This window comes from Kitasatospora sp. NPDC018619 (genome assembly GCF_044391605.1).
In the GTDB taxonomy this organism is placed as follows: Bacteria; Actinomycetota; Actinomycetes; order Streptomycetales; family Streptomycetaceae; genus Kitasatospora.
Genome location: NZ_JBISAI010000016.1, coordinates 12,488 through 36,404, shown reverse-complemented (window position 1 = coordinate 36,404; position 23,917 = coordinate 12,488). Strand labels below are relative to the sequence as shown.

Below are 23,917 nucleotides of genomic sequence, written 5' to 3'. Positions count from 1 at the left end.
GCGGGGGTGCTTCCGAGGCCCCGGAGCGTCCCCTTGGATCGGCAGGCGGGGGTAGCGGGCGGCCTTCCGAACCGGCGGTCGGGTGTCCGGAATGCTCCCGTATGCGAGGAGCGTCGTCGCGCTGCCGGATGGAACGAGACGGACGGCACACGCCCGGCGCGGGAGGATGGAGCCGGTCGCGTCGGGGGCGCGTCGGTCGCGTCGGTCGAGGAGGGGGTGCGCCGGTGGTGGCGGTCGTGGTCGCGGCGGTGCTGGTCGGTCTTCTGGCGGCTCCGCCGCTGCGCGGGCGGATCGCCCGGTTCGCGGTGCCGGAGGGCGAGCCCTGGTGCGTCGGCTGTCCGTCCTGCGGGCGGGCGGTGGGGCTGCTGCCGCCGACCGGGCGCTGCCCGGGCTGCCGGGAGCGGCTGGGCGCCGGCCCCTGGACGGTGGAGGCGGTCGCGGTGGCGGCCGCCGTCGCGGTGGCGTACGCGGCGGGCCGCCCGGTGGTGGTGACGGCGGCGCTGGCCTGGGCGGCGGCGCTCGGCGTGGTGCTCGGCTTCGTCGACGCGCGGGTGCGCCGGCTGCCGTACCCGCTGACCGTGCCGCTGCTCGGCGGGGTGGCCGGGCTGCTGCTGGTGGCGGGGCTGGTCGAGCGGGACGCGGGGGCGCTGCTGCGCTGCCTGCTCGCCGCGCTCGTGGTCGGGGGTGCGCTCGAACTGGCGGTCTGGCTCGGGGCGTTGGGCCCGGGGGACTCCCCGCTCGGACTGGCCCTGGGCGGGCTGCTCGGCTGGTTCGGCTGGTCGGTGGCGCTCGGCGGGCTGTTCGCGGCGATGGTGCTCGCCGGGCTGTGGGGCACCCTGCGGGCCGGCGCGGCGCTGGTCCGGCGCCGCCCGGTGCGCGGACTCGACCTGCCGGTCGGCCCGTTCCTGCTGCTGGGCGCGCTCACCGCGGTCCTGGCGCGCTGAGCCCCCGCAGGAAGCCCGAGCCCCCACAGGAAGTCCGAGCGCCCGCGAGAAGCCCGGGCCCCACAAGAAGCCCGGGCCCCGCGAGAAGCCCGGGCCCCTGCAAGTCCTGTAAGAGGGGACGGCAGACGGAAGGGCCCGTCGCACCGGACGGTGCGACGGGCCCCGCCGCCGACGCGCAGGCCCCACCCTCAAGGAGCGGCGCGCCGGGGGAGTTGGGCTTCTGGCGGATGCGGCCTCAGCCGTCCGCGGCTACGGCATCCGGTGGACGAACGGGCCGACCGTGTTGGAGAACGCGTTGCCGTTGTTGGCGTCCCAGTTGGTCGACCAGGTCATCGCGCCGCGGATGGTCGGCCACTTGGCCGGCGGCACGAAGCTGCCGCAGTTGTTCCCGGTGGCCAGGCAGTCCAGCGCGTTGTTCACCACCGTCGGCGAGACGTAGCCGCCGCCGGCCGCCCTGGTGGAGGCCGGGACGCCGATGCCCACCTGGTCGGGCCGCAGGCCGCCCTGGATCTGGGTGCAGACCTGCGAGGTGATGAAGTCGATGGTGCCCTGGGTGTAGACCTTGCCGTCGCAGCCGTTCATGCCACCCGAGTTGTAGAACTGGGTGTTGACGACGGTGAGGATGTCCTTGGTCTTCAGCGCCAGCTGGAAGTAGGCGCCGGAGGTGTTGTACATCCCGATGGTCTCGGGGGCCATGGTGAGGACGAAGCCCGGGCCGACCTTGGCCTGGAGGGCGTGCAGCGCGTCGCCGAGCGGACCGGCCTGGACGCCGTTCTCCAGGTCGACGTCGATGCCGTCGAAGCCGTAGTCCTTGATGATCGCGTAGGCGCTGTTGACGAAGTTGGCGCCGGCGGTGGCGTCCCCGACGGTGATCGCGCCGTTCTGGCCGCCGATGGAGAGGACGACCTTCTTGCCGGCCGCCTGCTTGGCCTTGAGGTCGGCGCGGAACTGGGCGTCGGTGTAGCCGCCGAGCGCCTTGGACAGGCCCGGGTCCAGGGTGAAGCTGATCGCGCCGGTCTTGGTCGGCACGGCGTCGGCGAAGGACACCGCGATGATGTCGTACGCGCTCTGGACGTCGCCCAGCCGCTGCACGGTCGAGTTGTTGTCGAAGTTCTGCCAGTAGCCGGTGACGGCGTGGGCGGGCAGGCCGGTGGCCGGCGGGTTGGTGCTGGTCGGCGTGGCGGTGGGGGTCGGGGTGGGGGTCGCGGTCGCCGTCGGCGTCCGGGTGGGCGTCGCGGTGGCGGTGGGCGTCGCGGTGGCCGTGGGGGAGGCGGTGGCGGTCGGCGTCTGAGTGGGCGTCGCGGTCGGCGACGGGGTGCCGGTGCCGCCGGGGCCCACCAGCGCGACGTCGTCGGCGAGGTAGGCGCTCTGGCCGTACCAGCCGTGCAGGTAGACGGTGACGCTGGTGGCGTTCGCCCCGGTGGTGAAGGTGGTGGACAGCTGGTTCCAGCCGTTCTGGTTCGACCAGGCGGACGGGTCGGTGCCGCCGGTGCCGCGCGCACCGAGGTAGACGTACGGGCCCTGGACCCACGCGCTCAGCGTGTAGCTGGTGTTGGGCAGCACGCTGACGGTCTGGGTGCACTCGGCGGTGTCGCCGGCGCTCGGGGTGGCCTGGAGCGCGCCGGTGCCGGAGTGGACCGGGGAGGACACCGTGGTCGCGGCGCCGGCGCAGACCCAGCCTCCGAGCCCGCCGTCGAAGCCGCCGTTGGTGACCAGGTTGCCGACCGCCGCGCTGGCGCCGCCGGCGAAGAGGGCGAGGCCGCCGCCGGCCAGGGCGAGGGCGGTGGCACCGGCCGCGACGGCCGGGAGGGGGCTGCGCCGGCGCTTGTGCGCGGGCTGGTTCAGCGTACGGGCCATGGGGGTGACGCTCCTGGGGGAGGAGCGGCCGCCGCGGTGGGGGGCGCGGCGGCCGCGTGTGGGGGAGGGGAGGTCCGGGTGAGCCTGCGGGGCGGAGCGGGTGGATCGTTCCGTCCCGGATCAAAAGCTGGACTAGACCATTGCTGGTCGTCAAGCATCGGACGGACGGCTTACGGTTCCGTTAAGGATTCGGAGACCGTTCCGTGTCCGCGCCCCGGGGGCCGTGCGGCGGCCCCGCCACCCGTCCGCAGGGCCCCCGACACGCCCGTCGGGACGGACTTCGTACAGGACCGTGACCAGACCGCTACCTGGGGCTTTACCGTGCACCTCCGGGCCGGAGTAGGCTGCGCCGGGGCGGTGACGCACCAGTTGCAACGAGTACGGAGGGGCCGGGAAACATGGGTCTGCGCGATGTCGTCGAGAGGACGCCGGGACTGCGCACCCTGCTCGGCGGGATGTACGGGCTCTACGGCCGCCGGGTCGAGGTCCACCTGGAGAGCACCCCGCGCCACATCGGCGTGATCCTGGACGGCAACCGCCGCTGGGCCAAGGCGGCCGGCGGCTCCACCGCGTACGGCCACCAGCGCGGCGCCGACAAGATCAGCGAGTTCCTCGGCTGGTGCGACGAGACCCACGTCAAGGTCGTCACCCTGTGGATGCTCTCCACCGACAACCTGGACCGCCCGGCCGACGAGCTCGTCCCGCTGCTCGGCATCATCGAGGACGCCGTCACCGGCCTGGCCGCCGCCCGCCGCTGGCGGATCCACCCGGTGGGCGCGCTGGACCTGCTGCCGCAGCACACCGCCGACGTGCTCAAGCGGGCCGCCGAGCGGACCGCCGACATCGACGGGATAACGGTCAACGTCGCGGTCGGCTACGGCGGCCGCCACGAGATCGCCGACGCCGTCCGCTCGCTGCTCCAGGAGCAGGCCGGGCGCGGCACCTCGATCGAGGAGCTGGCCGAGGTCCTGACCGTCGAACACATCGCCGAGCACCTGTACACCCGCAACCAGCCCGACCCGGACCTGATCATCCGTACCTCGGGCGAGCAGCGGCTGTCCGGTTTCCTGCTCTGGCAGAGCGCGCACAGCGAGTTCTACTTCTGCGAGGCGTACTGGCCGGCCTTCCGCAAGGTCGACTTCCTGCGCGCGCTGCGCGCGTACGAGCAGCGCCACCGCCGCCTGGGGCTGTAACCCCGGGGCGCCCCGCCCGGAGCAGGCGGACGGGTGCGGCCGTCCGGGGGAAGTGACCGCCGTAGGCCTGGCGTACCCGGCGCCCGCGCGAGGCCAAACGTTCACCGGCAATGATCCGTCAGTTCGCCGGGGGCGCGAATGCACCGCTCCCCGCCTGGGAATACTCGAGTCAGTCCGGCCCCGAGGCCACCGGGGCAGCGGGGGCCGGCTTGCCGCGGGTGACGCAGGGTCATCCGCTCTGGAGGCCTAGTGGTCAGTTCCAAGAGCCGCCGGACACCAGACCGGCGCACGTACGTTCTCGACACCAGCGTGCTGCTGGCGGACCCGCTCGCCATGACCCGCTTCGAGGAGCACGAGGTCGTCCTCCCGGTGGTGGTCGTCACCGAGCTGGAGGCCAAGCGGCACCACCCGGAGCTGGGCTACTTCGCCCGTCAGGCGCTGCGGCTGCTGGACGACTACCGCATCCGGCACGGCCGGCTCGACGAGCCGATCCCGGTCGGCGAGCTCGGCGGCACCATCAGGGTCGAGCTCAACCACTCCGACGTGTCGATACTGCCGGCCGGCTACCGGGCCGGCGGCGGCGAGGCGGACACCCGGATCCTCGCGGTCGCCCGCAACCTCCAGGCCGAGGGCTACGACGTCACCGTCGTGTCCAAGGACCTGCCGCTGCGGATCAAGGCCAGTTCGGTGGGCCTGCTCGCCGAGGAGTACCGGGCCGAGCTGGCGATCACCTCGGGCTGGACGGGCATGACCGAGCTGCACGTCCCGGCCGACCAGGTGGACGCGCTCTTCTCGGGCGGCCACGAGGCCGGGGTGGACGTCGACGGGGCCGCCGAGCTGCCCGTCCACACCGGACTGGTGCTGACCTCGGAGCGCGGCCGCGCGCTCGGCCGGGTCACCGGCGACGGCCGGGTGCGGCTGGTGCGCGGCGAGCGCGAGGCGTTCGGGCTGCGCGGGCGCAGTGCCGAGCAGCGGGTGGCGCTGGACCTGCTGCTCGACCAGGAGATCGGGATCGTCTCGATGGGCGGCCGGGCCGGGACGGGCAAGTCGGCGCTGGCACTGTGCGCGGGGCTGGAGGCGGTGCTGGAGCGGAGGCAGCACCGCAAGGTGATGGTCTTCCGGCCGCTGTACGCGGTCGGCGGGCAGGAGCTGGGCTACCTGCCGGGCTCCGAGGCGGAGAAGATGGGCCCCTGGGCGCAGGCGGTCTTCGACACGCTGTCCGCCGTCACCACCCCGGACGTGATCGAGGAGGTCATCTCCCGCGGGATGCTGGAGGTGCTGCCGCTGACCCACATCCGGGGGCGCTCGCTGCACGACGCCTTCGTGATCGTGGACGAGGCGCAGTCGCTGGAGCGGAACGTCCTGCTGACGGTGCTGTCCCGGATCGGCCAGGGCTCGCGGGTGGTGCTCACCCACGACGTGGCGCAGCGGGACAACCTCCGGGTGGGCCGCTACGACGGGGTGGTGGCGGTGGTGGAGAAGCTGAAGGGCCATCCGCTCTTCGCCCACATCACGCTCACCCGCTCGGAGCGTTCGCCGATCGCGGCGCTGGTCACGGAGATGTTGGAGGACATCCACCCGTGATCCGCCCCCGAGGGGCATAGTCGGACAATACGGTCAACCCATGGCCAGGGGCCCGTTCCTGACGGAGCGGGCCCCGCCCGTTTTCCCGCGTCCCGCGCCTTCTGTCCCGGGAACTGTCGGACGGGGGATGTGACATGCGCCACGCGGGTGGGAATTGCGTCGACACTGCCCGGTGCGGCATGGTGAGGGTTCTGTCAGGCCCCGCGTACGGCGCGGCAGGGCTCCCGGCTCCGGGGGTCAGGCCCCGGAAGGTCCGCCAACTCCGGTCGGTGGACGCACAATTGAAGACCGTTGAGCCGTACGCCGCCCGAATTCCAACGACCGGTCGCCTCACCTCGGCCGGACGCCGGGCCAGCACCTCCCGTGACCAGAGCACCGTGCGGAGGTCCGTGCCAAGGGGCATGTTGCGCCCGTACGGTCACGCGTGGGCGATGCTGGAAGGAATCCATGTGACTCGGATCTCGGTCCGGGGAGTTGCTGTGGCCTCCGCCACCGCCGTCACCGCTGTCGGTGCCGTCGTCGGCATGGCCTCGGGCAGCGAGGGCAAGACCACGCAGACGGTCGACGTCGCCGGCGCGACCCTGCTTGCCGAAGTCCCCTCTGGCGCCCAGGCGCAGACCATCAGTGACAACATCGGCCAGCAGGCATCCGCCCAGCAGGCCTCCGCCGAAGCCGCCGCCAAGGCCGCCGCGGAGCAGAAGGCCGCCGAGGAGGCCGCGCGCCAGCAGGCCGCCGCGGATGCCCAGGCCAAGGCCGACGCCCAGGCCAAGGCCGACGCGGACAAGGCCGCCAAGGCCGCGGACGACAAGCGCAAGGCCGACGAGGCCGCCGCGAACCGCTCCAAGTCGCGGTCCGCGATGGCCGCGGTGGACGACAGCGCGCCGGCCGTCTCGGTCAGCCCCGGCTCGGTCCAGGACCTCGCCCGGCAGATCGTCGGCAACGACGCGCAGTTCCAGTGCTTCAGCCAGATCGTGAAGCGCGAGAGCGGCTGGGACTACACCGCGACCAACAAGAGCTCCGGCGCGTACGGCCTGGTGCAGGCGCTGCCCGGCACCAAGATGGCCTCGGCCGGTGCCGACTGGCGCACCAACCCGGCGACCCAGATCAAGTGGGGCCTCGGCTACATGAACTCCCGCTACGGCAGCCCCTGCGGCGCGTGGTCGTTCTGGCAGGCCCACAACTGGTACTGAGACGTGTCCGCACGGCCCCCGGTGCCCGTCCTCCCCGGACGGGCACCGGGGGCCGTGCGCGTTCCGGGCCCGGCGCCGCGCGCGGGCGGCGGGGGCGGGCCGCGCCGCCCGGGCTGCGCTGACCAGTGCGCCCCTCGGGCGGTGCGGCCCCGGTTGCGGACGCGGGGCGCGGGAAGGGGTCCTGGATGCCTCCCGCGCCGGCCGGTCCGCCGGCGGATGGCCGTGGGGCGACCTCGGCGGCTCGACTCCGGGGTCTCGCCCGACTCCTCCCCGGCTGCTCCTGTCCGAAACCGGATGGAAGGCGGTGTTTTGTCCGGTTCATCGGGATGGGAGGTCCGAGTCGAACGGACCGGCGGCCGGACCGGCCGGACCACCGCCCGGTAGCGTCATCCCTGACGGCCGCGGCAGGACCCGCGGCGTACCGCCGGCTCGGCGGGCTCGGCAGGGGAGTGGTGGTAGCGAGGATGGCGCGGGGCGGAAAGGCCTTCAAGGCCGTGGCCAAGGGCATGGCCGTGGTGGCGAGCGCGGCCGCCGTGATCGAACGGCGCCGGCGCGCCGCGATGGCGGCCGACCCGCACGAGCCGGTCTTCCCGGCGCCGGCCGACGGGCCGGTGCCGGCGCTGGTGGACGGGCACCCGGCGCTGGTGGACGGGCACCCGGCGGCCCTCGTCGAGGCGCCGGTCCCGCCGCCGCTGCCCAGGGCCGATCCGGTCCCGTCGGTCGAGGCGGCCCCGCCGGCCCCGGCGGCGGCCCCGGCGGCCGCCCCCGCGCCGGCCGGGTACGCCGGGCTCGGACGGGAGCACCACCCCGGCCGCCCGGCCACGCCCACCGAGGCGGTGCCGTGGGGCCTGCGGGTGGCCGCCGAGTCGACCTGGCGGCTGCTGCTGCTGGGCGCCGCGCTCTACGTCGTCTTCTACGTGGTCGACATGCTGCGGCTGGTCGCCTTCTCGGTGCTGGCCTCACTGCTGATCACCGCGCTGCTGGAGCCCTCGGTCTCCTGGCTGCGCCGGCGCGGGGTGCCGCGCTCGCTGGCGGCGGGCGGGGTGTTCCTCAGTGGTCTGGCCGGGATCGGACTGGTCGGCTGGTTCGTGGTCTGGCAGGTGTCGACCAACCTCTCGGACGTCACCACCCAGGTGAAGACCGGCGTCAACCAGCTGCGGGACTGGATGGTCACCGGCCCGCTGCACCTGACCCAGCAGCAGATCACCGACTTCGCCAACCAGATCACCAAGGCCATCACCACCAACACCGACCAGCTCACCTCGGCCTCGATCACCGGCGCGCAGATCGCCGTCGAGGTGCTGACCGCGCTGCTGATGACCTTCTTCACCACCTTCTTCTTCCTGTACGACGGCGCGAAGATCTGGAACTGGGCGCTGCGCGGCCTGCCCCGGCACTCCCGCTTCGCGATGGCCGGGGCGGGCCCGAAGGCCTGGGCGACGCTCACCGCGTACGTCCGGGGCACGGTCTGCGTGGCCTTCATCGACGCGCTCTGCATCGGCATCGGCGTCGACCTGCTGGGCGTGCCGCTGGCCCTGCCGCTGGCCGTGATCATCTTCCTGGGTGCCTTCGTCCCGCTGGTCGGCGCGCTGGTCACCGGCACCGTCGCGGTGCTGATCGCGCTGGTCACCCAGGGGCCGTGGACGGCGCTGATGGTGCTGGTGGTGCTGGTGGTGGTGATGCAGGTGGAGAGCCACATCCTGCAGCCGCTGATCCTCGGCCGGGCCGTCCGGGTCCATCCGCTCGGGGTGGTGCTCGGCGTCGCGGCCGGCGGCATCATCGGCGGCATCGGCGGCGCGGTGGTCGCCGTCCCGCTGATCGCCGTCACCAACACCGTGGTCTCCCACCTGCGCCGGCGCAACGAGGCCGGGCAGGCCGTCTTCACCGCGCTGGAGGCCGCCCGCGAGGCCGCCGAGCGGACGGCCGGGCGCACCGCGGCCGCCCGTCCGGCGCCGTCGGCCGCACCCGCCACCGACTGAACCGGGGCCGCCCGCCCGGGGCCGCCCGCCCGGGGAACGCCCGGCCGGGAAACGACGACGGGCCCCTCGCGGACAGCGTGTCCGGGAGGGGCCCGTCGGGGTGCCGGGGTGCGTCAGGCGGTGGCGCCGGCGAGGGCGGCCTCGGAGTCGAGGACGCCGGCCACGGCCTGGAGGACGGCGGCGATCTTCATCGAGGCCTGGACGACCTCGCGCTCGACGCCGGCCTTGCGCAGCACGGCCTCGTGCGAGTCGAGGCACTGGCCGCAGCCGTTGATGGCCGAGACCGCGAAGCACCAGAGCTCGAAGTCGACCTTCTCGACGCCGGGGGTGCCGATGATGTTCATCCGCAGACCGGCCCGCATCGTGCTGTACTCCTTGTCGGAGAGCAGGTGCAGCGTCCGGTAGTAGACGTTGTTCATCCCCATGATCGCGGCCGCGCCCTTGGCGGCGTCGTACGCCTCCGGGGAGAGGTTGGCCTTGGCCTCGGGCTCCAGCTCGCGCAGCAGGCCGGGGCTGCGGGTGGCCATCGCGCAGGACAGCACGGTGCCCCAGAGCTGCTGGGCGGGGAGGTCGGAGTTGCCGATGACCGAGCCCAGGTTGAGCTTGAGGTCCTTGGCGTAGTCCGGGAGGGCGGCCTTCAGGTCGTCGAGAGCCATGGGTCAGCCCGCCAGCAGGGCCTGGGCGTCGAGGGTGTCCTCGCCCTTGTTCCAGTTGCACGGGCACAGCTCGTCGGTCTGCAGGGCGTCCAGCACCCGCAGGACCTCCTTGGGGTTACGGCCGACGGAGCCGGCGGTGACCATGACGAACTGGATCTCGTTGTTCGGGTCCACGATGAAGACGGCGCGCTGGGCGGTGCCGTCCTCGCCCTCGACGCCGCAGGCGCGCATCAGGTCGTGCTTGATGTCGGCCAGCATCGGGAAGGGCAGGTCGCGCAGGTCCTTGTGGTCCTTGCGCCAGGCGTGGTGGACGAACTCGGAGTCGCCGGAGACGCCGAGGATCTGGGCGTCGCGGTCGGCGAACTCGTCGTTCAGCTTGCCGAACGCGGCGATCTCGGTCGGGCAGACGAAGGTGAAGTCCATCGGCCAGAAGAAGACGATCTTCCACTTGCCCTCGTAGGACTTGTGGTTGATGTCGGCGAAGGCGCTCGCGGCATCCAGGTCCACGCAGGCCTTGAGGTCGAACTCGGGGAACTTGTCACCGATCGTGAGCACGTTCACATCTCCTGACATGAGGGGAGGGGAGCTTTGTCCGGAATCCGGACAAGAGCCACAGTTCCACATCGTGGACTGATCAGGGAAATAGCTACACTGGATGTGTTTGATCGGAGATTGCTATCAGTAATGATTCCCCCACGTCACGACCGGGTCCCCGCAGGAACGGCGGGGCCAAAGCCGACCCGACTGTGGCGAGCGCCACAGTCCGCACTCCGCGCACCCCGACCGTCGCCCAGCTGCGGGCTTTCGTCGCGGTGGCCGAGCACCGGCACTTCCGGGAGGCCGCCGCCGCCACCGGCACGAGCCAGCCCGCGCTCTCCGGGGCGGTCGCGGCGCTGGAGGAGTCGCTCGGGGTGCAGCTCGTCGAGCGTACGACGCGCAAGGTGATCGTCACCCCCCTGGGGGAGCGCGTGCACCGGCACGCCCGCCGGGTGCTCGCCTCGCTCCAGGCCCTGACCGAGGAGGTCGAGGCCGCCCGCCGCCCGTTCACCGGGCCGCTGCACCTGGGCGTCATCCCGACCGTCGCGCCCTATCTGCTGCCCACCGTGCTGCGGCTGGTCCGCGACCGCTTCCCCGAGCTGGAGCTGCACGTCCACGAGGAGCGCACCCCCTCGCTGCTGGAGGGCCTGGCCGCCGGGCGGCTGGACGTCCTGCTGCTCGCGCTGCCCGCCGGCGGGGCCTCGCCGACCAGGGACATCCCGCTGTTCGACGAGGACTTCGTCCTGCTCACCCCGCCCGGCCACCCGCTCGCCGGCCGGATCGACGTGCCGCGCGACGTGCTGCTCGACCTGGACGTGCTGCTGCTGGAGGAGGGCCACTGCCTGCGCGACCAGGCGCTGGACATCTGCCGCGAGGTCGGCGCCGACCCGGCGGGCTCGACCACCCGCGCGGCCGGCCTGTCCACCCTGGTCCAGCTGGTCGCCGGCGGCCTCGGGGTGACCCTGCTGCCCGCCACCGCGCTGGACGTCGAGGCCGGGCGCACCGACCGGCTGGCCGCCGTCCGCTTCGCCGCCCCGGCGCCCGGCCGCCGGATCGGGCTGGCCGTCCGGCCGGGCTCGGCCCGCAGCGCCGAGTACGAGCGCTTCGCGGCGGCGCTGCGCGAGGTGCTGGTCGAACTGCCGGTCCGGATCGTCTCCTGAGCCGCCGGGTGCGCCCCTGAGGGGGCGGTGGCCTAGGCCGGCGGTGCCGGGACCGCCGCCGGGGCGCCCAGGCAGAGCCCGACCGCCGTCGAGACCAGCAGCTCCAGTGCGTCCAGGGTGTCCGGGTCGGGCCGCTCGGCGGGGTGGCTGCGGGCGAGGCGGCGGGCCGTCAGGCCGTCGAAGCCGCTGAGGAAGTGGACGGCGACCCGCCGTGCGGGCGTCGCCAGGGTGAGGCCGTGGGCGGCCGCGAGGGCGGCGATCATCTCGGCGGCGGTGCCCTCGATGTCGTGCTGGAGCCCGAGCATGATCTCCTGCATGTCCGGGTCGCGCAGGGCCAGCGCCCCGAACTCGCTGAGCAGCACGCAGCGGCCCTGCTCGCCGGTGGCGGCCTCCCAGAGCGCGTGCACCAGGGTGCGGACCTGCTCGCCGAAGGTGCCGTCGCCGGGGGAGGCGGCGCGCACCTGGCCGACGAAGTCGGACTTCAGCTGCTCGACGACGGCGCGGTAGAGGTCCTTCTTGGTGCCGAAGGTGTAGTGCACCGTGGCCTGCGCCACGCCCAGCTCGGCCGCGATCGCGCGGGTGCTGCCGGCCGCGATTCCTTCCCTGGTCATCAGGTCGATCGCGGCCTGGACCAGTTGCGGTCGGCGCTCGGAGGCGGGGACGTGTGCCATCCAGCCAGGGTAGCGCCATGGTCGGGTAACTGCGTCGATCGATCATGTCAACCAACTTTGTCACTCGACAAAGTTGGGTTTACGGTGGACGTGTCCTGCACTGAACGACCCGAGGAACCGCCGATGGCCACGTACCTGTACCGACTGGGCCGCTTCTGCTTCCGGCGACGGCGGGCCGTCGTCGCCGTCTGGATCGCCCTGCTCCTGGCCGTCGGCGGGGCCGCGGGCGCCTTCGCCGGCAAGACCACCGACGAGTTCAAGGTCCCGGGAACCGAGGCGCAGGCCACCCTGGACCGGATCAAGGACACCTTCCCGGCGCAGGGGCACGGCTCCGCCCAGGTCGTCTTCGCCGCCACGGCCCCCGGCGGCCTCGGCACGCCCGAGGCGGCCCGGGCGGTCGGCGAGTCCGTCGCCCGGATCGCCCAGGTGCCGGGCGTGGCCGCGGTGCCCGACCCGTACGCCACCGGCGCGCTCTCACCGGACGGGAAGGCCGCGATCGCGCTGGTCTCCTTCGACCACAAGCTCGCCGACGTCACCGACGGGCAGCGCGCGGCGGTGAAGGCCGCCGCCGAGCCGGCCCGCGCGGCCGGGCTGGAGGTGGCCTTCGGCGGCGACGCCTACAACACGATGGCCAAGATCGAGGGCGGCAGCGAGGCGACCGGCCTGGTGGTGGCCGGCGTGGTGCTGGTGATCACCCTCGGCACCCTGGTCGCCGCCGGGCTGCCGCTGCTGACCGCGCTGGTCGGCGTCGGCGTGACGATGGCCGGCCTGCTGGCGCTCACCGGCTCCTTCGAGGTCATCACCACCGCGCCGGTGCTGGCGCTGATGGTCGGCCTCGCGGTCGGCATCGACTACGCCCTGTTCATCCTCTTCCGGTACCGCCGCCACCTGGCGGAGGGCCTGGAACCGGAGGAGTCCGCCGCCCGGGCCACCGCGACGGCCGGCAGCGCCGTCGTCTTCGCCGGGCTCACCGTGGTCGTCGCGCTCGCCGGGCTCGCCGTCGCGGGCGTCCCCTTCCTCACCGTGATGGGCCTGGCCGCCTCCGGGGCCGTGGTGGTGGCCGTCCTGGTCGCGATCACGCTGCTGCCCGCCGTGCTGGGCTTCACCGGCCGGGCGATCGACCGGCTGCCGGTCTGGAGGCGGGCCCTGGCCACCGACGGCCGCACCACCCTGGGCGAGCGCTGGGGCCGCTTCGTGGTCCGCCGCCCGCTGCCGGTGCTGCTGGTCGGCCTGACCGGGCTGGGCGCCCTGGCGGTGCCCGCCGCGAGCCTGGAGCTCGGCCTGCCGGGCGGCGGTTCGCAGGCCGCCGGGACGGACGCGCGCACGGCGTACGACCGGGTGAGCGAGAGCTTCGGCCCGGGCTTCAACGCGCCGCTGGTGGTCGTGGTGGACGCCCACGGCGCGCCGCAGCCCGAGCAGGCGGTGCAGGGCGTGGCCGCCAGGCTCCAGACCCTCGACGGCGTCGGGACGCTGCTGCCGCCGACCGTCGACGAGGCGAGCCGCACCGCGCTGGTGACCGTCATCCCGCGCACCGGCCCGGACCACGAGGACACCAGGGCGCTGGTCAACGAGATCCGCGGCCAGAAGGCGGAGCTCAGGGCGGCGACCGGCGCGGACATCGCCGTCACCGGCACCACGGCCGCCAACATCGACGTCTCCACCAAGCTCGGCCAGGCGCTGCCGCCGTTCCTCGCGGTGATCGTCGGGATCGCCGTGGTGCTGCTGGGGCTGGCGTTCCGCTCGGTGCTCGTCCCGCTCAAGGCGGTGGCCGGCTTCCTGCTCAGCATCACCGCCTCGCTCGGCGCGGTGGTCGCGGTCTACCAGTGGGGCTGGCTGGACGGGCTGATCGACGTGCCCAAGGTCGGGCCGGTGGTGAGCTTCGTGCCGATCCTGCTGATCGGCGTGCTGTTCGGGCTGGCGATGGACTACGAGCTGTTCCTGGTCTCCGGGATGAAGGAGCGGTACGTCCACGGCTCGGCGCCGCGCGAGGCCGTGGTGGCCGGGGTGCGCAACGGGGCCCGGGTGGTCACGGCGGCCGCGCTGATCATGGCGGCGGTCTTCGGTTCGTTCGTCTTCGGCCACGACCCGATCGTCCAGCCGATCGGCTTCGCCCTCGCGGTGGGCGTGCTGGTGGACGCCTTCGTGGTGCGGATGGCGCTGGTGCCGGCCGCGATGGCGCTGTTCGGCCGGGCCGCCTGGTGGTTCCCGAAGCGGCTGGAGAAGGTCGTGCCGCGGGTGGACATGGAGGGCGAGCGGCTGGTCGCCGAACTGGAGCAGCGGCCGGCGGAGCAGCCGGCCAGGGAGGCCGCCGGCGTCTGAGGCCGGCCCGGGTGCCCGGCGGGATCCGCTCCCGCCGGGCACCGTCACGTCCGCAGCGGCAGCCGCTGCTCGAACCAGACCACCTTGCCGGTGCCCAGCCTGGTCGCGCCCCAGCGGTCCGCGCACCGGGCGACTATCTGCAGCCCGCGGCCGCGCTCGTCCTCCGGCCCGGTGCGGCGCGGGCGGGGCAGCAGCGGGCTGTCGTCGCCGACCTCGCAGCGCAGCCGGGTGGTGCGCACCAGGCTCAGGGTGACCGGCCGGGTCGCGTGCTGGACGGCGTTGGTCACCAGCTCGCTGACCATCAGTTCGGTCGCCTCGCTGAGCTCGCCCAGCCCCCAGCGGCGCAGCGTGTGCGCGGCCAGCCGCCGGGCCCGGCCCGGCGTCTCGTTGCGCGGCTGGAGGTACCAGTGGGCGACGTCCCCGGCCGGGATGCCGTCGAAGCAGGCGGCGAGCAGCGCGATGTCGTCGCCGCGGTCGCCGGGCGGCAGGATCCGCAGCGCCTCCTGGCAGAGCTGCTCGGGGGACTGCCGGCGGGCGGCGGCGATCCGGGCGCGCAGCACCTCCAGGCCGTCGCTGATCGGGCGGGTGCGGGTCTCCACCAGGCCGTCGGTGAACAGCAGCAGCGCCGAGCCGGGCGGCGCGGGCAGCTCGACGGAGTTGAAGTCCACCCCGCCGACGCCGATCGGCGCCCCGGAGTCCAGTTCGACCAGCTCGGCGGTGCCGTCCGGGCCGACCAGCACCGGCGGGACGTGCCCGGCGTTGGCCATCACCACCCGGTTGGCGATCGGGTCGTACACGGCGTAGACGCAGGTGGCCAGGTGCTGTTCGCGGCCGAGCCGTTGGGCCTGCTCGTCCAGGTGGTAGAGCACCTCGTGCGGCGGCAGGTCGAGGGCGGCCAGGGTCTGGGCGCTGGTGCGCAGCTGGCCCATGATGGCGGCCGAGGTGAGCGAGTGGCCCATCACGTCGCCGACGATCAGGGCGACCCGGTTGCCGGGCAGCGGGACGGCGTCGTACCAGTCCCCGCCGACCTGCGCGCCGCGTTCGCCGGGCAGGTAGCGCTGGGCGATCCGGACGCCGTGCGGCTGCGGCAGGCGCAGCGGCAGCATGCTGCGCTGGAGCTCGTTGGCGATCTCCCACTCGCGGGCGTAGCGCAGCGCGGTGTCCACGGCCAGCCCGGCCTGGGTGGCGAGGTGTGCCGCGGTGGCGGTGTCCGCGGCGTCGAAGACCGGGCGGCCGGTGCGTTCGGGAGGGCGGCGGATCAGTATCAGCAGCCCGAGCACGGCCTTGCGGCCGCGCAGCGGCAGGGCGAGGACGGAGGTGCCGGCGGCCAGCCGGGCCACCCCGCGGGTGCCGTACAGCTCGCGCAGCAGCGTCTCGGCGCGCTCGGCGGAGGGGGTGCCGAGGACGGCGGGCTCGGCGGGGCGGCGGCTCAGCAGGGCGTGGGCGAGCGCCCCGCCCCGGGTCACCGGGGTGGCCGGGCCGCCGTCGGCGGTCGAGCGGGCGCCGTAGCGGGAGCGGCGCCGGTCGTCCAGCCCGCTCGGCCGGCCGCGGCGGCCGATCCGGGTGCCGGTGCTGTGGTGTATCCGCAGCTCCTCGGGGAAGCCGGGCTCGCGCTCCACGTTGGGCAGCGGGTCGCGCAGGTGGACGACGGCGGCGTCGGCGAGCGTCGGGACCAGCACCCGGCCGATGTTGCGCAGCGTCGCGGCGAGGTCGAGGGCGCTGTTGATCCGCCGGGTCGCCGAGTCGAGGTACGCCAGGCGGTCCGCCATCTCGGTGCGCTCCGGTCGGGCGCCCGGGCGGCGTGACGGGGCCGGGGGCAGGGCCGGGTTCGGGGCCGGCGCGGCCGGGTCCTGGCGGCGCTGGCCCGGGACGGCGGGCGGCTGCTCCGCCTCGGTCTTGAGCTGGTCGCGCACGGCTGCCTGTCCTGGATTCGGTGTGGTCGGTGAGCTGTTCTGTTGCGTCGGCCGCACGGACGGCCGGTCCTGTCCCGGTTCGATCAGCCGACGCGTCGACAGCACAGGAACAGCTGTTCCTCCGGCGGCAGCGAGGTACTGGCCGGTGCGTACGGATGCCCCGAGCACTCCTCGACGGCGAAGCCGGCCGCGACCAGAACCCGCTCCAGATCCTCCCTCAGATACCCACTGATCCGCAGCTCTCTGCCAAGGAACGGAAGCGGAACGTGATCCAGGTCCGCCTCGACCATACCGAGCGCCAGCAGCCCGCCCGGCCGCAGGAGTTCGCGCAGCTGCCGCAGCACGGTCGGGACCTCGTCCTGCGGGAGCAGGATCAGCGAGAAGAACGCGGTGACCGCGGCGAAGCGGCCCCGGCCGTCCGGCCCCAGCCCGGGGGCGTTCCAGACCCGGGCGGCGCGCTCGGTGGCCAGATCGTACAGGTCGATCCGGTGGAAGAGCGGCGCGAAGACGCCCGGGAAGGCCGTCCGCCGGGCCAGGGCGAGCATCCCGTCGGAGAGGTCCGCGCCGGTGACCCGCAGGCCGGCCGCGGTCAGCTGGCGGACGGTCGGCTCGCCGGTGCCGCAGCCCGCGTCCAGCACCCGGGCGCCGGGTTCGAGCTCGGCGAGCAGCCGCCGGCCGCAGGCCAGCTGTCCGTCCTTGGCCGGGAAGGCCTCGCCGTACCCGGCGCCGATGGTGTCGAAGGCGACCGCCTGCAGGGCCCGGGCCGCCCGCCGCCGCCGGACCTCGGGCTCGTCGTCGCCGGCGTCCTCGCCGACGGGGAACGGGTCGGATATCCGTCCGGTCGTCACGTTGTGAGGCACCCTTCCACCCGTGGCCTCCGGTGGCTCGTCCGCGCCCCGAGGGCCGCTGCCGGTGGCGGTACGTCACGCTCTGCGCACCACACGGACGGGCTGCGCCGCGATGCGTCTTCGGCAGCCACTCGTGTGCGTACTGGCATCTGAGAATATGCGTGATCACTGCGCCATGGGGTCCGTTTCCGGCCAACTCGCCGTGCTTGGGCCGATGTGGCCCGGGTTGCGGAAGCACGAGGGTGCGGGCGGGGTTGCGCGTACGGCCCCGCACGCCGGACGGCGCGCCCGGGCAAGGTCGATGACCTGCGGCTTCGCCGCTCGACGGGCCGACTATCCGGCGTTTATCGAACGTCAATCGGCCCGGTGCACAGTGGAGTCCAGCGCCGGGGAAGCGTTGAGGGCGTTCCCGCAGCCGGGGGGCTGCGGGAACGCCGACGCGCGGATCGGGGGAGGGCGTCCGTCGGGGGAGTGGAGGTCCTATGGCGCGGGGGGAGAGAGGGGCTCGGTGTGCTGTCGGGAGATGAGGTCCGCCACGGGGGAGGCCTCTGGCACACCGAGCCGTGTGAAGGTCGCGTGGGCCTCCTGGAGGCAGGCGAGGCCGCGGGCGGGCTGGGCGAGCGCCAGCAGGGCCTCGCCCAGGGCGGCGTTGGCCAGGCCCTGGCAGTAGGCGGAGCCCATCTCCTGGCCGATCGCCAGCGATTCGTCGGCCGCCTCGGCGGCTTCGGCGGGCTGGCCGGCGGTGAGGAGTGCGGAGGCCAGGCGGGCGAGGGTGTAGCCCTCCCAGAGCGGGTTGCGCTGGGACCGGTAGAGCCGGTGCGCCTCCCGCAGGTGCGGGACGGCCTCGATGCCGGAGAGCACCACGCCCAGCTGGTAGAGGGTCTGGGCGAGCAGCGGGCCGTTCCTGGACGCCCGGGCGGCGGCGACGCCGTCCTGCGCCGAGCGGATCGCCGTCTCGGCCATGCCGAGGCGGTGCTGCACCCGGGCCATGTTGCTGACGATCCGGGCCTCGGACTTGGGGGCGCCGACGGCCTGGCTGGTGGCCCGGGCCTGCTCCAGGAACGGCAGCGCCTCGGCGGGGCGGTTGGCCATGCTCAGCATCACGCCGAGCATGTTGGCGGTGGCCAGCAGCAGGAAGGTCGGCTCGTCCGGCGACTGGTGGACCAGCCCCTGGCGGAAGGACTGCTCGGCCCCCTGGAAGTCGCTGGTGACGGACTGCAGGGTGCCGCGGGCGAAGTACACCCGGGCGAGCGCGGCCGCGTCGTCACGGCGCTGCGCGTCCTCGCGGACGGCCTCCAGGGTCCGCAGCGCCCGGGGGCCGCGGGTCGGGTCCGGGTCGATGCTGATCAGGTAGTTCAGCAGGTCGACGGCGGCGCGCTGCAACGAGCCGGGGCCGCTCGCGGCGGCCTCGACGGCGCTGAGCAGCAGGCCGCCCTCGGTGCGCAGCCAGTCCTGGGCGGCGTGGCTGGTGGGCAGGCCGAGGCCCGGGGCGGCGAGCGCGGTGAGCTGCTCGATCACGTGCTCGTCCGGCTCGATGACCTGGGCCGCGTTGCGCACGGTCGGGATCAGCAGCTCCAGCAGCCGCAGGACGGCCCGCTGCTGCTCCTCGGTGTCCCCGATCCGTTCGTTCTGCCGCTGGGCGTAGAGCCGGAGCAGGTCGTGGTAGCGGTAGCGGCCGGGGGTGAAGCACTCCAGCATGTTCGCCTCGACCAGGGCCTCGGCGAGGTCCTCGGCGGTGTACTCGTCCACGCCGAGCAGCGCCGCGGCGGCCGCCAGCGGGATGTCGGGGGAGTCGATCAGGGCGAGCAGCCGAAAGGCGCGGGCCTCGGGGGCGGACAGCTGCCCGTACCCGAGGCCGATGGTGGTCTCCACGGCCAGGTTGCCGAGCTGGAGCTCGTCCAGGCGGCGGCGCTGGTCGGCTAACCGACTGGCCAGGTCGGAGACGCTCCAGCGCGGGCGGCTGGCCAGCCGGGCGGCGGCGATGCGGACGGCCAGCGGCAGGAAGCCGCAGGCGGAGACGACCTTCATGGCCGCCTCCGGCTCGTTGGCGACGCGCTGCTCGCCGACGATGGCCGAGAACAGCGCCAGCGCCTCGTCCGGGGTCAGCTCCTCGACGTCGAACAGGTGGGCGCCCGGGATGCCGGCCAGCCGGGAGCGGCTGGTGGCCAGCACGGCGCAGCCGGAGACCCCGGGGATGAGCGGCTGGATCTGTTCGGCGTCGCGCGCGTTGTCGAGGAGGATGAGCATCCGGCGGCTGGCGAGCAGCGAGCGGTAGAGCGCGGCGCGCTGTTCCAGCGAGTCGGGGCTCTCGGGGACGCCGAGCGCGTGCAGGAAGTCGCCCAGCACGACCGCCGGGTCGGCCGGCGAGGTGCCGGCTCCGCGCAGGTCGACGTAGAGCTGTCCGTCCGGGAACTCGGCGCGGACGCGGTGGGCGACGTGCACGGCGAGGGTGGTCTTGCCGACGCCGCCGATGCCCGCCAGCGAGGTGACCACCACGGCCTGCCCGGTGGCGTTCATCAGCACCGTGGACAGCTCCCCCACCAGCTCGGACCGACCGCTGAAGTCCGAGACGTCGGCCGGGAGTTGGGCCGGTGCGGGCGGGGCGGCCGGGCTTTCCTCCGGGGGCGTCGGGGCGGGGGCGGTCGGGACGGCGAGCGCGGGGTCGGCGGCGAGGATGCGGGTGTGCATCGCGGACAGCCCGGCGCCCGGCTCGACGCCGAGCTCCTCGATCAGGATCTTCCGGGTGTCGGTGTAGACGCCGAGCGCCTCGGCCTGGCGGCCGCAGCGGTACAGGGCCAGCATCAGCAGCTCGCGCAGGCGCTCGCGCAGCGGGTGCTCGGTCGTCAGGTTGTTGAGCTCGGTGACGATCTCGGCGTGTAGGCCGATGTCGAGGGCGGCGGCGCACAGCTCCTCGGCAGCGGCCACCTGGCGCTCGGCCAGCCGCTGCCGCTGGGTGTCGGCGTAGGGGCCGGGGATGCCGGTGAGCGGGCGGCCGCTGAACAGGTCCAGGGCCTGCCCCAGCAGCCGGTGCGCCTCCCGCTTGTCGCCGGCGGCCCGGGCGGCCGCCGCCTCGGCGGCGAGGCGTTCGAAGACGGCCAGGTCGAGGGCCTCGCCCGGGATGCGCAGCGCGTAGCCGTCGGCGACCGAGACCAGGAGTTCGGCGGGCCGGCGGACCTCGCGCCGGGGCTCGATGACGGAGCGCAGCCGGGACACGTAGGTGCGCAGCGCCGCCACGGCCTGGGTCGGGGGCCGTTCGCCCCAGAGCGCGTCCACCAGGTCCTGGGTGGTGACGGGGCGTCCGGAGTGCAGCAGGAGGGTGGTCAGGACCGCCTGCTGCTGGGGGGAGCCGAGCGAGAGGGGTTTGCCGTCGAGCCAGGCCTGGACCGGACCGAGGACTTGGAAGCGCAGCGCAGGGGTCTGCGGCGTCTCCCGAAACTCCATGAAGTCCCCCGATGGCCTGTGGTGTCGATTCCGTGATAGGGCGCTCGGCGGTCCGCCGTGGTGGTTCAGCTTAGGCGGACGCCCGACTCTGCCGGACGGCGCCGCAAGCCACACGATGTTTATCGGACATTTAATCAACCCTACGATACTGTCCGCGCGCCCGCGCCACGGAGGTCGGGCGGGACACATTTGATGACTGAAAGGCGGCCGCCCCATGGCCAACGACCAGAGCGCGACCCCGGTGGCACCGGCGCCCGAGAACGAGGCGAAGACGGAGGCCCCGGCCGCCGCTGTGGAAGCGGGCAAGGCTGTCGAGGGCGCGGTGGCCGTGTCCTCGGACCCGGCGGAGTACACCGCGCCGACGGACGAGCAGAAGGCGCTGATAGACAACGGCTTCGCCGGTGACGAGGGCGACTACGTGGTGGAGCCCACCACGCCCGCCACCGGTGAGCCGGGCCGGCGGAAGTACGAGCAGGAGAACGCCGTCGGCGGCCACCCGTAAGGGTCGGCGCCCCCGTGCCCCCGTGCCCCCGTCCGGGCGCGGGGGCACTGTCGGTTATGCGCGGGCCAATTCGTGTGCCGGTGCATCGCGGTGGCTGATTCCCGACCGCGGTGCACGCATGGTGACCGGTGCTATCCGTAACGTGCCCGGCGGTGGGTGTCGGGCGTTCCGGAATTCCTGATTCACCAAGGGTATTGTTCGGGCTGGATTGTTGTGGCTTGCGTGGATTTTTCCGCAAATTCCCGGCACTGATCTCAATCAGCCGAATCGCGGGGCTCGGGGGCGGGGGCGACGTGGTGGGGTTCGGCGGCCCATTCCAGGCCGCCGCCCTCGGGGCGCAGGTAGTGCTCGCCGCCGATGGTGTCCATGTAGATGCCGGTGCGTCCGGTCCTCCGGTCGAGGACGAGTTCACCCACGTGGGGCCGGTAGGCCGGGGCCTTGCGCTGTCGGGTGCTCACCGTGCTGCTCCTCGCTCGGGGTCGGCGACTGGCCAGCATCTCTAGAGAAGCTAATATCTCTAGAGATGTCAACGGTCGTATCTCCTTACCGGAGGCCGCGGGCACGCCTACGATTTCTCCGAGGCAGAGGGAGCGGCGATGACCGGCAGCAGTGGCGACAAGCAGCCCAAGTACCAGCGGATCGCCGAAGCGCTGAAGGCGGCCATCGACGCCGGCCGGTACCGGGCGGGGGACCGCCTGCCCGGCGAGAACGACCTCATGGACGAGTACGGCGTGGCCCGCATGACCGCCCGTCAGGCGTTGGGCGTGCTGAAGAGCGAGGGCATCGCCGAGGCCCGCCGCGGCGCGGGGGTGTTCGTCCGGGACTTCCGGCCGCTGCGCCGGCGTGGCATCCAGCGGCTGGCGCAGGGCCAGTGGGGCTCCGGGCGGTCGATATGGTCGGCGGACATCGACAACCGCGACCTGGTGGTCGACCAGGTGTCCGTCACCGAGCGGGGCGCGCCCGAGCACGTGGCCCGGGTGCTCGGGGTGGACCCGGGCACCCCGATGTGCGTGCGGCACCGCCGCTTCGTGCTGGACGGCAAGCCCGTGCTGCTGTCCACCTCGTACCTGCCGGCCGTCCTGGTCTCCGGCACCGCCATCACCCGCGAGGACACCGGCCCCGGCGGCACCTACGCGCGGCTGGCCGAGATCGGCGCCAAGCCCGTGCACTTCCGCGAGGAGGTCCGCTCCCGGATGCCCAGCGGCGAGGAGGCCGCCCGGCTGGAGCTGTCCGCGGGCACCCCGGTCATCCTGATCTGCCGCACCGCCTTCGCCGACGAGGGCCAGGTCGTCGAGCTCAACGAGATGATCCTGGACGCCGCCTCCTACGTCCTGGAGTACGACTTCGACGCCTGACCGGGCGTGCCGGGGGCCGGGCGGCGGGGCGGGAACGACGGCGCCCCGGCCGCGCGGGCGGCCGGGGCGGAGCGGGGGTGCGGGGGCTACTCCTTGGAGCGCACCCGCAGGTTGGTGATCAGCGGGCCCTCGGTGGTCTCGCGGAAGAAGTCGTTGCCCTTGTCGTCGACGACGATGAAGGCCGGGAAGTCCTCGACCTCGATGCGCCAGACGGCCTCCATGCCGAGCTCGGCGTACTCCAGCACCTCGACCTTCTTGATGCAGTCCTGGGCGAGGCGGGCGGCCGGGCCGCCGATGGAGCCGAGGTAGAAGCCGCCGTGGGCGGCGCAGGCGTCGGTGACCTGCTTGCTGCGGTTGCCCTTGGCGAGCATGACCATCGAGCCGCCGGCCGCCTGGAACTGGTCGACGTAGGAGTCCATCCGGCCGGCCGTGGTGGGGCCGAAGGAGCCGGAGGCGTAGCCCTCGGGGGTCTTGGCCGGGCCCGCGTAGTAGACCGGGTGGTCCTGGAGGTACTTGGGCATGCCCTCGCCGGCGTCCAGGCGCTCCTTGATCTTGGCGTGGGCGATGTCGCGGGCGACGACCAGCGTGCCGGTGAGCGAGAGGCGGGTCTTCACCGGGTACTTGGAGAGCTCGGCGCGGATCGCGGACATCGGCTGGTCGAGGTCGATGCGCACCACGTCGTCGTCGAGGTGCTCGTCCGTGGTGTCCGGCAGGTACTTCGCCGGGTCGGTCTCCAGCTGCTCCAGGAAGACGCCCTCGGCGGTGATCTTGCCGAGCGCCTGGCGGTCGGCGGAGCAGGAGACGGCCATGGCGACCGGCAGCGAGGCGCCGTGCCGAGGCAGGCGCACCACGCGCACGTCGTGGCAGAAGTACTTGCCGCCGAACTGGGCGCCGATACCGATCTTCTGGGTCAGCTCGGTGACCCTGGCCTCCAGCTCCAGGTCGCGGAAGCCGTGGCCGGTCTTCGCGTTGCCGGAGGTCGGCAGGTTGTCCAGGTAGTGCGCCGAGGCGTACTTGGCGGTCTTCAGCGCGAACTCGGCGCTGGTGCCGCCGATCACGATGGCGAGGTGGTACGGCGGGCAGGCCGCGGTACCCAGCGAGCGGATCTTCTGCTCCAGGAACGAGAGCATGCTCGCCTCGTTCAGGATCGCCTTGGTCTCCTGGTACAGGTACGACTTGTTGGCGGAGCCGCCGCCCTTGGCCATGAACAGGAACTTGTACGCGTCGCCGTCGGTGGCGTACAGCTCGATCTGGGCCGGCAGGTTGTTGCCGGTGTTCTTCTCGTCCCACATGGTCACCGGGGCCATCTGGGAGTAGCGCAGGTTGAGCTTGGTGTACGCGTCGTACACGCCCCGCGCGATGGCGGCCTCGTCGGCGCCGGAGGTGAGCACCTGCTGGCCGCGCTTGCCCATGACGATCGCGGTGCCGGTGTCCTGGCACATCGGCAGGATGCCGCCGGCCGAGATGTTGACGTTCTTCAGCAGGTCGAGCGCCACGAAGCGGTCGTTCGGGCTGGCCTCCGGGTCGTCCAGGATGCGGCGCAGCTGGGCGAGGTGGGCGGGGCGCAGGTAGTGCGAGATGTCGTGCATCGCCTCGGCCGTCAGCAGCCGCAGCGCCTCGGGCTCCACCTGGAGGAAGGTGCGACCGCCGGCCTCGAAGGTCGAGACACCCTCGGAGGTGAGCTTGCGGTACGGGGTCGGGTCAGCGCCCAGGGGGAGCAGGTCGCTGTACTCGAAGTCTGGCGTGGGAGCCATGGGGGCGGTCCTTA

The 23,917-nt window shown here is 73.5% G+C and carries 18 protein-coding genes; 9 read left to right on the top strand and 9 right to left on the bottom strand.

From position 1 onward, the window contains the following. Positions 1-224: 224 nt before the first annotated feature. The gene (locus ACH5AR_RS24580; protein ID WP_396303652.1) at positions 225-944 is read left to right on the top strand and encodes a prepilin peptidase; all 720 of its coding nucleotides are present in this window, start codon (positions 225-227) and stop codon (positions 942-944) included. Between the two features lie 249 nt (positions 945-1,193). Here the strand turns inward: ACH5AR_RS24580 and ACH5AR_RS24575 are convergent, their stop codons facing one another. After that, positions 1,194-2,801, bottom strand: coding sequence for a chitinase (locus ACH5AR_RS24575; RefSeq protein ID WP_396303651.1), 1,608 nt, complete (start codon positions 2,799-2,801; stop codon positions 1,194-1,196). 398 nt (positions 2,802-3,199) lie between these two features. On the opposite strand from ACH5AR_RS24575, the gene ACH5AR_RS24570 reads away from it, so the two are divergent. The 4 genes from ACH5AR_RS24570 (at position 3,200) to ACH5AR_RS24555 (ending at position 8,747) form a co-directional block, all read left to right on the top strand. After that, the gene (locus ACH5AR_RS24570) at positions 3,200-3,994 is read left to right on the top strand and encodes an isoprenyl transferase (protein WP_396303650.1); all 795 of its coding nucleotides are present in this window, start codon (positions 3,200-3,202) and stop codon (positions 3,992-3,994) included. Between the two features lie 249 nt (positions 3,995-4,243). Next, positions 4,244-5,578, top strand: coding sequence for a PhoH family protein (locus tag ACH5AR_RS24565; RefSeq protein WP_396303649.1), 1,335 nt, complete (start codon positions 4,244-4,246; stop codon positions 5,576-5,578). A 431-nt stretch (positions 5,579-6,009) separates the two neighbouring features. Continuing rightward, positions 6,010-6,768 carry a transglycosylase SLT domain-containing protein gene (locus tag ACH5AR_RS24560; protein WP_396303648.1) on the top strand — a complete coding sequence of 253 codons (759 nt, stop codon included), beginning with the start codon at positions 6,010-6,012 and terminating at the stop codon, positions 6,766-6,768. Between the two features lie 464 nt (positions 6,769-7,232). Continuing rightward, positions 7,233-8,747 carry an AI-2E family transporter gene (locus ACH5AR_RS24555; protein WP_396303647.1) on the top strand — a complete coding sequence of 505 codons (1,515 nt, stop codon included), beginning with the start codon at positions 7,233-7,235 and terminating at the stop codon, positions 8,745-8,747. A gap of 113 nt (positions 8,748-8,860) precedes the next feature. Here the strand turns inward: ACH5AR_RS24555 and ACH5AR_RS24550 are convergent, their stop codons facing one another. Both ACH5AR_RS24550 and ACH5AR_RS24545 read right to left on the bottom strand, forming a co-directional pair. After that, positions 8,861-9,403 (bottom strand): alkyl hydroperoxide reductase, encoded by a 543-nt coding sequence (locus ACH5AR_RS24550; RefSeq protein ID WP_396303646.1) that lies wholly within the window; start codon positions 9,401-9,403, stop codon positions 8,861-8,863. A 3-nt stretch (positions 9,404-9,406) separates the two neighbouring features. Further along, positions 9,407-9,958: a peroxiredoxin gene (locus ACH5AR_RS24545; protein ID WP_360354131.1), complete on the bottom strand. Its 552-nt coding sequence runs from the start codon at positions 9,956-9,958 to the stop codon at positions 9,407-9,409. A 191-nt stretch (positions 9,959-10,149) separates the two neighbouring features. Between ACH5AR_RS24545 and ACH5AR_RS24540 the strand changes: the two genes are divergently transcribed. Further along, a complete protein-coding gene (locus tag ACH5AR_RS24540; RefSeq protein WP_396303645.1) occupies positions 10,150-11,100 on the top strand; it encodes a LysR substrate-binding domain-containing protein in 951 nt (316 codons plus the stop codon). A 32-nt stretch (positions 11,101-11,132) separates the two neighbouring features. On the opposite strand, the gene ACH5AR_RS24535 is transcribed toward ACH5AR_RS24540, so the two are convergent. Continuing rightward, positions 11,133-11,771: a TetR/AcrR family transcriptional regulator gene (locus ACH5AR_RS24535; RefSeq protein WP_396303644.1), complete on the bottom strand. Its 639-nt coding sequence runs from the start codon at positions 11,769-11,771 to the stop codon at positions 11,133-11,135. Between the two features lie 123 nt (positions 11,772-11,894). Here ACH5AR_RS24535 and ACH5AR_RS24530 point away from each other — a divergent pair, with 123 nt between their 5' ends. Then, positions 11,895-14,090 carry an MMPL family transporter gene (locus ACH5AR_RS24530; RefSeq protein WP_396303643.1) on the top strand — a complete coding sequence of 732 codons (2,196 nt, stop codon included), beginning with the start codon at positions 11,895-11,897 and terminating at the stop codon, positions 14,088-14,090. 44 nt (positions 14,091-14,134) lie between these two features. Here ACH5AR_RS24530 and ACH5AR_RS24525 read toward each other — a convergent pair whose 3' ends face one another. From ACH5AR_RS24525 to ACH5AR_RS24515, 3 genes are all read right to left on the bottom strand, one after another. Continuing rightward, complete coding sequence (locus tag ACH5AR_RS24525) at positions 14,135-16,003, bottom strand: SpoIIE family protein phosphatase (RefSeq protein ID WP_396303642.1); 1,869 nt, start codon at positions 16,001-16,003, stop codon at positions 14,135-14,137. Positions 16,004-16,086: 83 nt separating this feature from the next. Beyond that, positions 16,087-16,851, bottom strand: coding sequence for a class I SAM-dependent methyltransferase (locus ACH5AR_RS24520; protein WP_396303641.1), 765 nt, complete (start codon positions 16,849-16,851; stop codon positions 16,087-16,089). 480 nt (positions 16,852-17,331) lie between these two features. After that, a complete protein-coding gene (locus ACH5AR_RS24515; protein ID WP_396303640.1) occupies positions 17,332-20,292 on the bottom strand; it encodes a BTAD domain-containing putative transcriptional regulator in 2,961 nt (986 codons plus the stop codon). A 214-nt stretch (positions 20,293-20,506) separates the two neighbouring features. Here ACH5AR_RS24515 and ACH5AR_RS24510 point away from each other — a divergent pair, with 214 nt between their 5' ends. Then, the gene (locus ACH5AR_RS24510; RefSeq protein ID WP_396303639.1) at positions 20,507-20,794 is read left to right on the top strand and encodes a hypothetical protein; all 288 of its coding nucleotides are present in this window, start codon (positions 20,507-20,509) and stop codon (positions 20,792-20,794) included. Between the two features lie 254 nt (positions 20,795-21,048). On the opposite strand, the gene ACH5AR_RS24505 is transcribed toward ACH5AR_RS24510, so the two are convergent. Next, complete coding sequence (locus ACH5AR_RS24505; RefSeq protein WP_396303638.1) at positions 21,049-21,252, bottom strand: hypothetical protein; 204 nt, start codon at positions 21,250-21,252, stop codon at positions 21,049-21,051. A 138-nt stretch (positions 21,253-21,390) separates the two neighbouring features. Here ACH5AR_RS24505 and ACH5AR_RS24500 point away from each other — a divergent pair, with 138 nt between their 5' ends. Next, positions 21,391-22,149 (top strand): GntR family transcriptional regulator, encoded by a 759-nt coding sequence (locus tag ACH5AR_RS24500; protein WP_396303637.1) that lies wholly within the window; start codon positions 21,391-21,393, stop codon positions 22,147-22,149. Positions 22,150-22,235: 86 nt separating this feature from the next. Here ACH5AR_RS24500 and ACH5AR_RS24495 read toward each other — a convergent pair whose 3' ends face one another. After that, entirely contained in the window at positions 22,236-23,903 is a 1,668-nt protein-coding gene (locus tag ACH5AR_RS24495; RefSeq protein ID WP_396303636.1) for a fumarate hydratase, read from the bottom strand. Positions 23,904-23,917: the final 14 nt, after the last annotated feature.